Here is a 15427-nt window from a genome sequence, read left to right as displayed (position 1 = left end):
CCTTTCAAGCTAGTCTGCGTTATCGCTGATAATGGTGTCGATGATGTGGTCGACATCACTTAAGTTTAAGACCAACACATCACTTTCAAATGCTGGTGCTGTACGCTGGACTTCCGCTAAGACAGGGCCATTCTGGTCTTTAATATCTATGGTGACATTCATGGATAACCCAATGCGTAATGGGTGCTTCACCACCTGCTCAGGGTCTAATTCAACGCGTACAGGCAAGCGCTGTACGACTTTAATCCAGTTCCCTGTCGCGTTTTGGGCAGGTAATAATGAGAAAGCACTGCCGGTTCCCATATCAAGCCCGACAACGGTACCGTTATAAACGATATCATCTCCGTAAAAATCACTGTTAATCGTCACGGGTTGCCCAATACGGACTTTTTCCAGTTGGGTTTCTTTGAAGTTTGCATCTACCCAAACAGGCTGGACAGGCACAATGGCCATTAAAGAGCTCTGTGGACTGACTTGAGAACCAACTTGAACATTACGCCGTGAAACATACCCCGTCATCGGGCTTTTAATTTCAGTACGTTGTAAGTTTATCCACGCACTGCGTACGCTATCAGCCGCTTGCTGAATTGCTGGTTGTTTTTTGAGCTCTGTATTACGCAACAATGCACGATTGGCATTGTATTGTTGAATAGAAATATCCAGAGCTGCCTGAGCAAGTTGCACCGCTTCTTGGGAGTGCTGTAGGTCTTCCTTCGAAATGGTACCGCTGCGGCCTAAAGCCACACGACGTTGATAATCTTTTTGAGCTTGCGCAAGTGTCACCCGGTTTTTTTGAATTTGCGCTTGATATTCATCACCATTGATATAGAGCTCTTTGGTTTTGCGCACGGTTGTTGCTAAATCATGTTTGGCTTGTTCGAATGCTAAGCGGGCGTTAGTTTTATCTAATACAACGAGTACATCACCCGCCTTTACCAAGTCGGTGTTTTCAAAGTTAACTTGAGTAACATTACCCGTTGTTTGCGCAACTATCGGGATTTGCAAGCCAGATACATAGGCATCATCGGTATATTCTTGAAAGCGTAAAACTAAAAACCAATAAGCACCGTAGGCTACAAATAATAGAATGATAATTATTGTGGCTATCACCATCCATATTGTTCTGCGTTTTTCATTCGTCGTTTTTTGATTATGTGTTTCTGAATGGGTATCTTGACTCATAATAACTCTCAAGTTCTGAAATCAATATTAATTCTTCCTATATATTTACGAACTATATGTAATAAAGCAATAGCTAATAATTTACAATCAAATTAATCCCAACAAAAAACCATTAATTCATTGATATAAAACAACTAATTAAAAGCAAATCAAATCAAGCATTAAATTGATGTTTATTATCAATTTAATCAAAATCATTCTTAATTAGATTGAAAGTGAAAATTAAAAATATATTAAATAATATTTACTCGTAATAAAAATCAATCATTCAATTATCGACATTCTTTTTTAGATGTGAAGCCCCTATTTATTAGGCTATATTTATGATTTCTTAACTTGGAGTTTTCATTTTTGATCACGGGCTGCCGCTTGCTTTTTAATACCACTGATTGTCTCGATTTTCATTTTTGTCCTCATCAATACAACATTAATAAACTCAATACGGTGCTTAATAGAGTAACGAAGTACGCTAGTATTGCTGGCCTATCGGCCGGCTTTTATCTCTTTACCAGTACTTAATATTATTCATTAGGTTAACGAGGTTATCCCCAAGGATACGGGCTAATTTTGAATGTATGTTTCATATAACTCAAATTTTTTTAGTGAACGTTGGCGCTAGAGTAGATTTACACACCGATAAACACCATAAACCAAAGTTAAGCCTTAATTTTTCGTCACGCTTGGTAAAAACGGTAAAAGGGGGGAAAACACCTTAGGTGAAAATTCTTAGCTGAGATCAAATATTGCTCATAAATTAGCTAGCTCATTATTTATTTTTGATATGTTTTAGTGATAATATTCGCAAACAATATAATTATCATTCTCATTTATATTTACTAGGGATAACTATGACTTTGCAATATCACTACACCCTTATTGCCGCCGGTGTTTGTGCGGCTTTATCTTCATTTAGCGCTACAGCAGCAGACAATAAAACAGATACCATGGTCGTCAGTGCGTCAGGCTTCTCGCAACAACTGCGTGATGCTCCTGCTAGTGTGACCGTGATCAGTGCAGACCAATTACAAAATAAACCTGTCCGTGACCTCGCCGATGCCGTTAAAGACGTGGAAGGGGTGAGTATCGTTGGGGCCGCCAACAAACAAGATATTAATATCCGTGGCTTACCCGGCGAATACACGTTGATATTGGTCGATGGGCGTCGTCAAAATAGCCGTGAATCACGTCCAAATGGCAGTGGTGGTTTTGAAGCGGGCTTTATGCCACCTGTCGAAGCGATTGAACGCATCGAAGTGATCCGTGGACCTATGTCCTCCCTGTATGGTTCTGATGCGATGGGTGGTGTTATCAATATCATCACCAAAAAAGTGACCAATGAATGGCACGGTAGTGTGACAACCGGCGCAATTATCCAAGAAAACAGTGATAGCGGTAATTCAACCGACGGTAACTTCTACCTATCTGGTCCATTAATTCAAGATAAACTCGGCCTGCAATTGTATGGTGGTGGGGATTACCGCCAAGAAGATAAGATAATTGGAGGGCATAATAAAAAAGATAATAAGAGCCTAACCGCAAAACTGACGTTTACCCCAATGGATAATCAAACTTTTTTATTAGAAGCGGGTAGAACCACTCAAGAAAGGGGAGATACTCCAGGTAAATCTATCGATGAATATGCCAACCGTGCTGGTGCGCAGAAAAACCCAAAATCAGAGATACATAATAACCGTAACCATGCCTAAAGGTGAATGGAACAATTTCAATACAGAATTTAGTGTTTATCAAGAACAAACCAAACGACATACTAAATCACAAGAATTGAATGAAAAAACAGGAAAATGGGAAGGAGGCTATGAAGTTCGTGTCCCTGAAATTACCAATACAGTTGTAGATGGTAAAGTAGTCGCGTTTTTACCCGACAACATCTTAACCGTTGGTGGCCAATATCAATACTCAAAGCTCAAAGATAGCTCACTGGTTTCAAAAGAAAAGTTTGAAAATTACAGTATGAGCGTTGAGCAATCGGCACTGTTTGTGGAAAATGAATTTACTGCAACAGATGATCTGATCTTAACCGGTGGCCTACGTTTAGATCACCACGAAACCTATGGAAACCATTGGAACCCAAGGGGTTATGCGGTTTATTATCTGACAGATGAAATCACCATTAAAGGGGGCGTTTCTTCTGCTTTTCGCGCACCAACATTGCGTGAAATTAGTAAAGGTTATGGCACCTCTACCCAAGGTGGTAAAGGTGTTATTTATGGTAATCCAGACCTAAAACCGGAAAAGAGCGTTAGTGAAGAAATCAGTATTGCTTATAACCATGAGTCTGGCTTTAATGCAAGCTTAACCTTCTTTAATACTGATTTTAAAAATAAATTAACGAGCTATGCGACTGGTAAAGAAGAAACTAGCACTGGTCTGTTTATCTACCAATATGACAATGTTGGTAAAGCCAATATTAAAGGAGTCGAGGTTGCAACGGGTATACCTCTCGCACAAGATTGGAACCTTAACTTAAACTACACTTATACTGATTCCGAACGTAAAAGTGATGATGAGAAACTAAGAAATGGGACCTCATTGAAAGGATACCCATTAGATAAAACACCAAAACACATCGCTAATGCAAAATTAGATTGGAACTTCAATGAAGACCTGACTCTGTATACCCGCGCTCACTATGAAGGTAAGCAAATTTGGGCTGCGCAGAGGAATAGTCATTCTGGTGCTCGCTACCGTAGTGGTTATACCACTATGGATGTCGGTGCAACCTATCAATTATTGAAAAATACCAAACTCAACTTTGCGGTATTAAATATTGGTAATGAGAAAAGGCCTAAGATTGATGAGAAAGGCGGTAACTGGGATGTTGAAGACGGACGCCGTTATTGGGCGAACGTTAACGTTAGTTTCTAATTAACTCTGAGGGTATGCCTGTTTCAGGTATACCCTCAAAACCTTTAAATAGACTCAATAAATGAATAAAATCATATTAAGTGGCATATTACTGTGTATGACCAGTTCCGCATTTTCCCGCCCAAGCCAAACCATTCCACCCTTGGATAAAACTGTCAGCCAATTTTACGATATCCAACAAACGGATATGACCTACGGTGACCGTGCGCTGCGCATTTACAGTGCAGTACCCTATAATGTCACCGCACAACGCCCTGTCCTATATATGCTTGATGGCAATGGCTTATATCCTAAAGCCGTTAATCGCGCTGTTGAAAAGCTCCCCGTAGATAAACTACCGATTATTATTGGAATTGGTTACCCAATCGATGAAGCCTTTCCAAAAGCATGGCGAACTTACGACTATACCCCACCTGTTGCAGGTGACGATTTTAAACAAGGGGGCGGCTCCCCTGCGCTATACCAATATTTAACTGACACAATCCGCCCATGGGCAGAACAACAGTTTCCTATTGATAAAAGCAAGCAAACCCTATTTGGCCATTCATTTGGCGGATTATTTACCTTGATGGCATACCAACAACAGCCGGATGATTTCCAGTTTTATGTTTCTGCCAGCCCGTCATTATGGTGGGGCAAAGGAAGTATGGTGGATTTAGCAAAATTGACAGCTAAACAGGCCAGTTCCCCCCTGTTTGTGACTTTAGGTGGTTTAGAAGAGAGCCCTGATTTATCCAAACTCAGCACCGAACAGGTGAAAAATTACCAAATGCGCAAAAGTTGGATTAGCACACGCCAAGTTTGCACTGAAATTTCAAACCACCAAAGGCACTGTGAATTTACCTTGTTCGACGGCAAAAACCACGGTTCAGTGATCCCTGACGCCATCGATAAAGCCCTTGATGTCGCTAGCCAATAATACTAATTGATGGGTTTTAGGAGGTCGCTGTAGAGGTCTGCTAAAACCCCCTTTTCACCAAATTCTTTGCGTATCCACTGCGTCACAAGCCCAGTAGCCGAATGTTGTGTGGCTAATAGCATATGGGAGTCTTGTCGTGGGTTCTGAATGTGTTTTGTTACCAACAGGCCATGTTTAACATGTTCTTTGATCATATAATCGGGTAAAAAGCCAATCCCTTCACCGAGTATCTGACACTGGCATTTAGTATTAAAATCAGGAACTTGAATTGCCTCTTGCCCATGTAGTAGCCAGCCCACCCGCTTATTAATGGTATGCGCGGTATCCTCTACCATAATATTTGGATAAAGACGCAACTGGCTCTCAGCGATGGGCTCTGGCATCAGCGCCAAAGGGTGAGTTGCCGCTATAGCAAATTGCCAGTGAATCGCACCAATTTCAGTGTAGTCAATTCCACCGCCATCCATCAAAGTACCCGGAGCGCCAATCGCAATATCCGCATGGTTATTAATAATGGCATCCCAAACCCCATTGTACACTTCTGTTGTCACTGTAATGTGGCAGGTAGCAAACTGTTTTTTTAATATTTGCAATAACCTAGCGGTATGATACGGCGTATATAATAACTGATTAATACAAATACGTACCCGCACTTCAATACCTTGCTCAATAGAATAAATACTTTTTTGAATGGAATGGAAATTATTAAGCAAGTCGGTTGCTTTGCGATAAAAATAATAACCGGCTTCGGTGAGTTCAATATTACGGGTATTACGAATAAATAACGCCACATCTAAATAGGTTTCGATACGTTTGATGGTATAACTCACCGCGGAGGTGGTCACGCCTAACTCTTCTGCTGCTTTACTAAAACTAGCAAACTTCGCCGCTGTTGTGTAAGTCAGTAAGTTTTCTTCCGCAAAAATTGAGTTCATACCCACCGCCAAAAATGTTTAAAATTTAGACAAATCATATTTTTATGTGAATAAAATTCAATAACGTAAAAATCAGATTATTTTTCGAGCACATTTTTATAGCTTAACAGAATTATTAACAACTGGAATAGATTAAATTTGATATGCATTTTCGCCAAGTAAAAACCACACCTTTAAAGTAACTATTAATATTCGAAATACCTAATATTATTGAATTAAATAGGCAAACCAAGTATTAACATTCGACACGATTGCGATCAATAAAATTACAAATTTAACAAATTAAAAACTTTCAATTTGATGTCTATCACAGAACTGAGTAAATCATGATTTTCGATTTTAATTAACAAAGAAAATCACACAATTCGGGTCAAAAAATGGCCATAAACTATCAAATAACGATTAAAAATAATGCTCACACGCACAAAAAAGCCGGATTATTGAATTTAATTCAACAATAAAACGCCTCATTGATGAATTAAATTTAAACGGATTCTTTTTATTAATGACAATTGCTATGCTCTAACCATTATATATTCGAAGTCACCTTTAAATTGTCTTTATCTATGTTGGTAATAAAAACCAACCTAAGGGGAAAATGATGACCGCTAGTACTCTCGCTCACGATTTTTTAACCGCCGCTGAACAAGGACAATTAGAAATATTAAAAAGTTGTCTTGAAAAAGGTGTGGATATTAATACCACCAACCGTCAAGGCCGTACAGCTATCGTCAATGCCAGCCTGAATAAACATTATGAATGTGTTTCTTTTCTGATTAATGCAGGGGCGGATATTAATAAACAAGACCAAACGTGTTTTAACCCTTTCTTATTAAGTTGTCTTAATAATGACCTCACTTTATTGCGTATTGTCTTGCCTGCAAAACCAAATTTAGATTTATTGACCCGTTTTGGTGGCGTGGGAATTACACCTGCTAGTGAAAAAGGCCATGTAGAAATTGTTCGTGAATTACTTGAAAAAACCGATATTAATGTCAACCATACCAACTTTGTAGGTTGGACACCACTATTAGAAGCTATCGTACTCAACGACGGTGGCGAAAAACAGCAGCAAATCGTTAAATTGCTATTAGACCATGGCGCAAATCCTCACATGACTGATAAGTATGGTAAAAAACCATTAGAGCTAGCACGTGAAAAAGGCTATAACGAGATTGCTGAGTTACTGATTGCAGCTGGAGCCTAGCGAAATCATAGACTCTAAATAGGATAAGGAGGCATGTGAACGCATCCATATCTCATCGGCAAAGGTTATACGGGCTAACGGCTGATACACATTTTCTCAATCTGTTAAATCAGCCACAACCCCAAGGAACAGTAGAACAAGTATTTAATAAAGCCATTAACTTTTCTATTGATAATGTACTTTATACTTTTCTTTGTTCTCAATTAGATAATGCACCAAATAGTTGCCGATTAATCAATAAAGACTTTTCTCTTTTCGATATTAAAGAAGGAGAGACTATTAATTTATCGAATAAAGAAATATTGATTGGTAGTCATTATTTAATATCATTTTCTTTATGTAAAGAATGGCGGCAACCAGTTATCAACTTTAGTGATAACGAACTGAAGAAATCAAATTATTTATTATATATCGAAGAACAAATAAGTAATTTGGATTTAATCTTAACTGAAAATAAAAATTCTCTATTTAAATATCAGGGAGATAACTTTTTTTATCTCTCTATGACAGAGCAATTGGTTCAATTACGCTCTGAATTGATTGAGTCAATAATTAAGAAAAATAAAGAAAATATTATTTATGTGATCCGCCAGTTTGTTGGATTAGGTATCGGGCTAACACCTTCAGGAGATGATTACTTAGTTGGGTTAATGGCATTTTTATTATTAACCGGTCACCCGGCTGCCACTTTTTACCCTGAGTTTTATCAAGGAATAACCCAAAGCTTAAGCCAGACGACACCTATCAGTGCCATCACATTAGAAAAAGCATTAAACCGAGAATATCGCGAAAATATGCAGCAATTAATTCAATCATTAGTTGATGCGAAAGAAACAAATATTTATCCACAATTTTTAGAGATTTTAAATATCGGGTCGAGTTCTGGCAGCGACATGCTATTTGGCTTGCGAGATGCCCTGTATATCACCCATTATTTCGGAGAAAACTATGTCGACTAAAGTTGTCATAAAAAAGAATACCTATTTTGATTCCGTATCACTGATGTCTATTTCGACAAAAGCCAATCAACTCGACAATGTTGAGCAAGCGTTCGTCGCAATGGCAACAGAGATGAACAAAGGTGTTTTACGTAATTTAGGTTTACTAACACCTGAATTAGAAGAGGCTAAAAATGGCGATTTAATGATTGTCATTAAAGGCCCAAGTGATGAAGCTAACGAAGCCACATTAATTGCTATCGAAGATTTATTTAATAAGAAAAATCAAGGCGGCGGGCAGCATGAAGCCAAATACGCCACCATTAATTCAGCGAAAACACATATCCCAGATGCCAACCTTGCCGTCATTTCAGTAAATGGTCAGTTTGCTGCCCGTGAAGCACGCATTGCGTTAGAAAATGACCTCAATGTCATGCTATTTTCCGATAACGTCTCCATTGAAGATGAACTCGCACTTAAACAGCTGGCTAGCAAAAAAGGCTTACTGATGATGGGCCCTGACTGTGGAACTGCCATTATCAACGGAACCGCGCTGTGCTTTGGTAATAGCGTTCGCCGTGGCAGCATTGGCATCATCGGTGCATCCGGTACGGGTAGCCAAGAACTTAGCGTCCGTATTCACGAATTTGGCGCAGGGGTTTCCCAATTAATTGGTACTGGTGGTCGCGATTTAAGCGAGAAAATTGGCGGTATCATGATGATTGACGCCCTGAAAATGCTTGATGCCGATGATGAAACCCAAGTTATCGCATTGATCTCTAAGCCACCAGCTCCTAACGTTGCGAAAAAAGTGTTAGAACAAGCGGAAAAATGCCACAAACCAGTTGTTGTGTGTTTCTTAGGTAGCCAACCACTACCAGAAGACAAACCCGGTCTAACCTTTGCTCAGGGCACCAAAGAAGCCGCACTGAAAGCCGTTCTATTAACCGGTATTCGCAAAGAAGATTTAGATTTACATCCTCTTAATTTACCACTTATTGACGAAGTCAGAGCAAAGCTGAAACCTGAGCAGAAATATATTCGTGGCTTATTCTGTGGTGGAACGCTATGTGATGAAGCCATGTTTGCCGCCTTGGAAAAATACGATGATGTTTACAGCAATATTCAGCCAAACCCTGACTATCGCTTAAAAGACCTCAACAAAAGTATTGCGCACACTTTCCTCGACTTTGGTGATGACGACTTTACCAACGGTAAACCGCACCCAATGATCGACCCAACTAACCGCATTGAACGCTTATTACAAGAGGCTCGCGACCCTGAAGTTGGCGTGATTATGATGGACTTCGTTTTGGGCTTTGGTTCTCACGAAGACCCAGTAGGCGTGATGATCGACGCGATTAAAGAAGCGAAGAATATTGCCAAACAAGATGGGCGTGAATTAGAAATTTTAGGCTATGTGCTGGGTACTGACCAAGACACACCGTCGATGGATGCTCAGGTCAAAATGCTAACAGATGCCGGCGTTATCTGGGCAAGTAGCAGCACCAATACCGGTTTATTAGGGCGTGAGTTTGTATGGAAAGGGGAGAAAGCATAATGACTTCATTATTTAAGCAGCCATTAAATGTCATCAATGTTGGCATCGAAATGTTCAGTGATGACCTAAAAAAACAACATGTTCCGGTCACACATTTAAATTGGACTCCTCCCGGACAAGGCAACGTTGCGGTTATCCGCGCCCTCGACCAAATTGAAGGTAATGCCGCACTACAAGAAAAAATTGCGGCCGCCAATACCCAAGCGCTTGAGCGCATTATTCAATCTCAACCTGTGTTAATCGGTTACGACCAAGCGATTAATGTGGTTCCGGGCATGACCAAAAATACTATCCTACACGCAGGTCCACCGGTTGCTTGGAAAGATATGTGTGGCGCGATGAAAGGTGCGGTGACGGGAGCGCTGGTTTTCGAAGGATTAGCGAAAGACTTAGCTGATGCAGAACGTGTTGCGGCCTCGGGAGATATCATTTTCTCCCCTTGCCATGAACACGATTGTGTAGGTTCGATGGCTGGTGTCACTTCAGCATCGATGTTTATGCATATCGTTGAAAATAAAACCTATGGCAACCGTGCATTCACTAACCTCAGTGAGCAAATGGCGAAAATCCTGCGCATGGGTGCCAATGATCAAAGTGTAATAGACCGTTTAAATTGGATGCGTGATGTATTAGGCCCAATGCTGCGCGACGCAATGAAAATCATTGGTGAAATCGACCTGCGTTTGATGCTTGCTCAAGCACTGCATATGGGCGATGAGTGCCATAACCGTAACAATGCAGGGACAACCTTACTGATTCAAGCGCTTACAACAGGGATCATTCAAACTGATTTCTCTGTCGCCCAACAAAAAGAAGTATTTGATTTTGTTGCAAGCAGCGATTACTTCTCCGGTCCAACGTGGATGGCGATGTGTAAAGCATCAATGGATGCGGCTCACGGTATCGAATACAGCACTGTTGTCACGACCATGGCGCGTAATGGCTATGAATTTGGTTTACGCATTAGTGGACTACCAGGCCAATGGTTCACAGGGCCTTCTCAGCAAGTTATCGGCCCAATGTTTGCAGGCTACAAACCTGAAGACTCTGGTTTAGATATCGGTGACTCCGCAATCACAGAAACCTACGGTATTGGCGGTTTTGCTATGGCAACAGCGCCAGCTATTGTGGCACTCGTTGGCGGTACGGTAGAAGAAGCGGTCGATTTCTCTCGCCAAATGCGTGAAATCACCTTAGGTGAAAACCCGAATGTCACTATTCCATTATTGGGCTTTATGGGTATCCCTACAGCTATTGATATTACGAAGGTTTCAGCCAGTGGTATTTTACCTGTCATCAACACAGCCATTGCCCATAAAGATGCGGGCATCGGTATGATTGGGGCAGGTATTGTTCACCCGCCGTTTGATTGCTTTGAAAAAGCCATGTTGGCCTACGCACAGAAATATGCTTAGTTTTCAATCATAAAAAAGACGCCCAACTCCGGTTGGGCAATAAAAATAAAACGTGAACCCTGATTAATTTTATTTGAAAAACAGTGCTGTAACTCAAAATGTAGGGGTATACCCTAAATAATTTGAATTGCAGCTAGGCGGCAAGTAAATGAGTCCCTAGGAGCATACACAAGTATGTGACTAGGGTGAATGAACGCAGCCAACAACGCTGCGGTTCAAAGTATGACGGGTATGGGAGTATTTTATGAATATACTAAATATCAAATGGAAACGTGGGGATTTGGCCGCCTACTTCGGCTTAATGACCAATAACCTAACCAACCTACTCACCATGATGGGTCTCTTGATTTTCGTTGTCGGCATCCCATCAGAAATTGTTTACGGCCGTATCGCACCAGCCTTTGGTTTCGCTGTTTTACTTGCCAGCGTGAGCTATGCTTACTTTGGCCAGCAAATGATAAAGCAAACTGGACGCAATGATGTCACCGCTTTACCATCAGGGCCGAGTGCGCCTTCTATCTTTACGGTGACGTTCTTAGTCATCATGCCTGTCTACCAAACAACACAGAATGCTGAATTTGCGATCCAAATTGCGCTAGTTTGGTGTTTTGTCGAATCAATGATCCTCGTCGGTGGTTCTTTCTTAGGTGAAACCATCCGTAAGATGATCCCACGCACCGTACTGTTATCCTGTTTGTCCGGTTTAGGATTACTGTTACTAGCGATGAACCCGATGCTGCAAGCGTTTGAAGCACCAACGGTTTCATTCATTGTGCTGTTATTAATTTTCATTAACTGGTTTGGTAAAAAACCGATTTTTGCTCGCATCCCAACTGGCTTATTGCTGCTAATTGCCGGTACGGTATTGGCATGGGTTTCTGGCTTGCAAAGTGCGGAAGCAATCAAAGACTCAATGGCGTCATTTGGTTTCAACCCGCCGGGCATCCATATTGATAGCTTCTTCCAAGGCCTGCCACACGCTCTGCCTTACTTAGCGTCTGCGGTACCACTTGGCTTAGCAAACTATATCTTCGACCTTGAAAATATTGAAAGTGCGCATGCTGCAGGTGATGAATATAATACTCGTAAGGTCATGTTAGCTAACGGTTTATCGTCTACATTTGGCTGTTTTATGGGTAACCCATTCCCTGTCACTGTTTACGTCGGCCATGCGGGTTGGAAAGCCATGGGCGCTAGCGTAGGTTATACCCTAGCATCCGGTATCACTATGTTTATCGTCCCATTATTCGGTATCGGCGCTTTTATGTTAGCTATCATTCCAATGACCGCTATCGTGCCAATACTGGTGTTTATCGGTGTCGTCACCGCCAACCAAGTTGTGCGAGAAACGCCAAAAATTGAAGTTCCCGTTATCTTTATCTGTCTATTCCCATGGATTGCTAACTGGGCATTGACGATGGTTAATAGTGTCATGGGCGCGGCGGGCACCTCTGCGAGTGCAATTGGTGTTGAAACCTTGCTACACAAAGGTGTTTATTACCAAGGTCTAGTTCATTTAGGTAACGGTGCGCCGTTAGCCAGTATGTTATGGGGCTGTATTGCTATCTTTGCTATCCTCAACCAACCACTGCGTGGAGCCATTGCTGCTGCAGCGGGAGCAATATTAGTATTCTTCGGAATTATTCACTCCCCAGCGGTCGGAATTGCTACTGGTTCAACCTTGATGTTTGTTTACGCATACCTCATGATGGCAGCTTTATTTGTACTCAAACACTTTTTAGATAGCCGGAAATCGGTGGAAGAACAACAAGCTGAAAAATCTGAGAAACTCAGTAAGTCAGTGTAACTAAGCCAACCTTTTATAGTAGGTGTGCGCTGTACACCTACTATCAGCTAAATCTCTGTCTCAGGAAACATTAACAATGAAAGAACTCGTGGTTGTTGCCATCGGGGGCAACAGTATTATCAAAGATAACAACAGCCAGTCTATCGAAGCTCAAGAAAAAGCCGTTCAAGAAGTCGCACACCATATTAGTGATATGCTTGAAGGTAATTACAACATTGTTTTGACCCATGGAAATGGACCTCAAGTTGGATTAGATTTGCGCCGTGCAGAAATTGCACACGAAACCGAAGGTTTACCTTTAACACCGCTGGCTAACTGTGTGGCAGATACTCAAGGCGGAATTGGCTATTTAGTTCAACAAGCTTTGACTAACGTCTTAGCGAAACGCCATAACCGCCAAGCAATTACGGTAGTGACACAAGTTGAAGTCGATAAAAACGACCCAAACTTTAGCGCGCCAACCAAGCCGATTGGGGCATTTTTTACTGAGCAACAAGCTCAGCAATTACAGCAAGAAAACCCAAACTGGCATTTTGTTGAAGACTCTGGTCGCGGTTACCGCCGTGTGGTGGCCTCCCCCGAACCAAAACGTGTGATTGAATCACAAGCGATCCGCACTTTAACAGAACACAATTATGTGGTGGTTGCTGCAGGTGGTGGCGGTATTCCAGTCATTGATAACGGCAATGGTGGCTACAAAAGTGTTGACGCGGTGATTGATAAAGACCTCTCAACAACTTTACTGGCGAAAGAGCTCAATGCCGATATTTTAATTATCACCACAGGTGTCGAAAAAGTGTGTATTCACTTCGGCAAACCTGAACAAAAAGCACTTGGCGAAACCAGCACTAGCGACATGCAACGCTACATGGAAGAAGGCCATTTCCCAGCGGGTAGCATGTTACCGAAGATTGAAGCTAGCCTATCGTTTATTGCTAATGGCGGTAAACGTGTGATCATCACCACCCCTGAAAAGCTACCAGAAGCCTTACGCGGTGAAACGGGAACCCATATTGTTCAAGGGTAAGTTTCTATAATCTGGATCATGCGAATTTTTTGTTAGTCGCAAACCGCAATATTCCTCAGATCGTTTGATGACGATCTGAGTGGGTAAGTGTCGCTTAAAAACAGGAAATTCGAAAGTAAATGGATATCACTAGGAGTTTCTATGAAAGCAGAAAAATCATCAGGCAGAAGAGAGTTCCTTTCCACCAGCGCTAAAGTCGCAGCCGCTTGCACTTTATTCGGCGCGGTATCGGGCTTTGCCTCCGCTCAAGACCAAACTAGCCAAAAAGCAGGCCAGTCCAGTATTACGGATAAACATTATTACCTCGATGACGTGCTACTCGAAACTGGCTTTAATTACCAAGATTCAACGGTCGTCGGCACCCAAACCGCATTACACACTGTAGAAATCCGGGACGGTAAAATTGCAGCCGTTTTACCGAATAAACAGCATGCTGATGGCACATTAAATGCCTATAGTGCGCAAGGCAAACTGATGCTACCGGCCTTTCGTGACATGCATATCCACCTTGATAAAACCTTCTATGGCGGGCCATGGCAAGCGCCACAGTCACGTGAAGGCAAAACCATTATGGATATGATCGCATTAGAGCAAAAATTGCTACCTGAGTTACAACCTTTCACGGAAGAAAGAGCGAATGCGCTGATCGCACTGATCCAATCCCAAGGATCGACCATTGCTCGTAGCCATTGTAATATCGAGCCCGTTTCCGGTTTAAAAAATTTAGAAGCCTTACAAAAAGTGCTTGGTGAACACCAACAAGACCTAACTTGCGAAATCGTCGCCTTTCCGCAACATGGTTTATTACATTCCAAGTCAGAAGGTTTAATGCGTGAAGCCATGCAAGCAGGCGCTCATTACGTTGGCGGTTTAGACCCAACCAATGTAGATAGCGCGATGGAAAAGTCTCTCGATTCGATGTTCAAAATTGCATTGGACTACAACAAAGGCGTGGATATTCATCTGCATGAAACGAGCCCTGCAGGCGTTGCCGCTATCAATTATATGATTAAAACGGTGGATGAAAACCGCAGCTTACGCGGTAAAGTGACCATCAGCCATGCCTTTGCACTGGCAACACTCACCCCTGAACAAGCGGAAAAAACGGCAAAACAGTTGGCTGAGCAGCAAATTACCATTGCCTCTACCGTCCCGATTGGCACACTGCATATGCCACTGAAAACCCTAAATAAAAATGGGGTATTTGTGATGACCGGAACGGATAGTGTGATTGACCATTGGTCGCCCTTTGGCCTAGGCGATATGCTAGAAAAAGCCAATTTATACGCGCAGCTTTATACTCGCCCTGATGAGCTATCGCTGTCCCGTTCACTGGCCATCGCAACAGGCAATATTCTACCGTTAGATGAAAAAGGCCAACAAGTGTGGCCAGCTAAAGGGGATGATGCCAGCTTTGTGCTGCTTGATGCATCTTGTTCTGCCGAGGCCGTTGCACGGATTTCCCCAAGGTTCGCGACTTTCCATAAAGGCCATTTAGCCCACGGAATGATGCCAAAGTCCGCTTCATAGTGATAAAAGAATAGCGCCTA

Annotated in this window: 10 protein-coding genes and 1 pseudogene; 9 read left to right on the top strand and 2 right to left on the bottom strand. The window is 41.9% G+C overall.

Annotated features, from left to right (window positions below):
* Positions 1-9 precede the first annotated feature (9 nt).
* A complete protein-coding gene (gene emrA / locus M1F17_RS00800) occupies positions 10-1182 on the bottom strand; it encodes a multidrug efflux MFS transporter periplasmic adaptor subunit EmrA (RefSeq protein ID WP_318837179.1) in 1173 nt (390 codons plus the stop codon).
* 848 nt (positions 1183-2030) lie between these two features.
* Between emrA and M1F17_RS00795 the strand changes: the two are divergent.
* Positions 2031-4068: pseudogene (locus M1F17_RS00795) on the top strand (TonB-dependent receptor domain-containing protein).
* 61 nt (positions 4069-4129) lie between these two features.
* A complete protein-coding gene (locus tag M1F17_RS00790) occupies positions 4130-4987 on the top strand; it encodes an alpha/beta hydrolase (RefSeq protein ID WP_094960848.1) in 858 nt (285 codons plus the stop codon).
* Between the two features lie 2 nt (positions 4988-4989).
* Here M1F17_RS00790 and M1F17_RS00785 read toward each other — a convergent pair whose 3' ends face one another.
* Positions 4990-5922, bottom strand: coding sequence for a LysR substrate-binding domain-containing protein (locus M1F17_RS00785; RefSeq protein WP_318837178.1), 933 nt, complete (start codon positions 5920-5922; stop codon positions 4990-4992).
* Between the two features lie 601 nt (positions 5923-6523).
* Here M1F17_RS00785 and M1F17_RS00780 point away from each other — a divergent pair.
* From M1F17_RS00780 to M1F17_RS00750, 7 genes are all read left to right on the top strand, one after another.
* On the top strand, positions 6524-7129 hold the full coding sequence (locus tag M1F17_RS00780; protein ID WP_036958612.1) for an ankyrin repeat domain-containing protein: 606 nt from the start codon (positions 6524-6526) through the stop codon (positions 7127-7129).
* Between the two features lie 35 nt (positions 7130-7164).
* Positions 7165-8088 carry a DUF2877 domain-containing protein gene (locus M1F17_RS00775; RefSeq protein WP_004262954.1) on the top strand — a complete coding sequence of 308 codons (924 nt, stop codon included), beginning with the start codon at positions 7165-7167 and terminating at the stop codon, positions 8086-8088.
* The gene (gene fdrA / locus M1F17_RS00770) at positions 8078-9628 is read left to right on the top strand and encodes an acyl-CoA synthetase FdrA (RefSeq protein WP_004262956.1); all 1551 of its coding nucleotides are present in this window, start codon (positions 8078-8080) and stop codon (positions 9626-9628) included. Before M1F17_RS00775 ends, fdrA begins: the two co-directional genes overlap by 11 nt.
* Positions 9628-11043: a DUF1116 domain-containing protein gene (locus M1F17_RS00765; RefSeq protein WP_094960850.1), complete on the top strand. Its 1416-nt coding sequence runs from the start codon at positions 9628-9630 to the stop codon at positions 11041-11043. The genes fdrA and M1F17_RS00765 overlap by 1 nt, the downstream gene beginning before the upstream one ends.
* 244 nt (positions 11044-11287) lie before the next feature.
* Entirely contained in the window at positions 11288-12850 is a 1563-nt protein-coding gene (locus tag M1F17_RS00760; RefSeq protein WP_318837177.1) for a xanthine permease, read from the top strand.
* A 76-nt stretch (positions 12851-12926) separates the two neighbouring features.
* The gene (locus tag M1F17_RS00755; RefSeq protein WP_004262965.1) at positions 12927-13877 is read left to right on the top strand and encodes a carbamate kinase family protein; all 951 of its coding nucleotides are present in this window, start codon (positions 12927-12929) and stop codon (positions 13875-13877) included.
* A gap of 141 nt (positions 13878-14018) precedes the next feature.
* Positions 14019-15407, top strand: a complete 1389-nt coding sequence (locus M1F17_RS00750; RefSeq protein ID WP_272536794.1) for an amidohydrolase family protein — start codon at positions 14019-14021, stop codon at positions 15405-15407.
* The last annotated feature ends 20 nt before the right edge of the window (positions 15408-15427 follow it).

Source organism: Providencia sp. PROV073 (assembly GCF_033688125.1).
Lineage (GTDB): Bacteria > Pseudomonadota > Gammaproteobacteria > Enterobacterales > Enterobacteriaceae > Providencia > Providencia hangzhouensis.
Note: the sequence above shows the minus strand (reverse complement) of the source record. Positions and strands in the feature narration are given on the sequence as shown.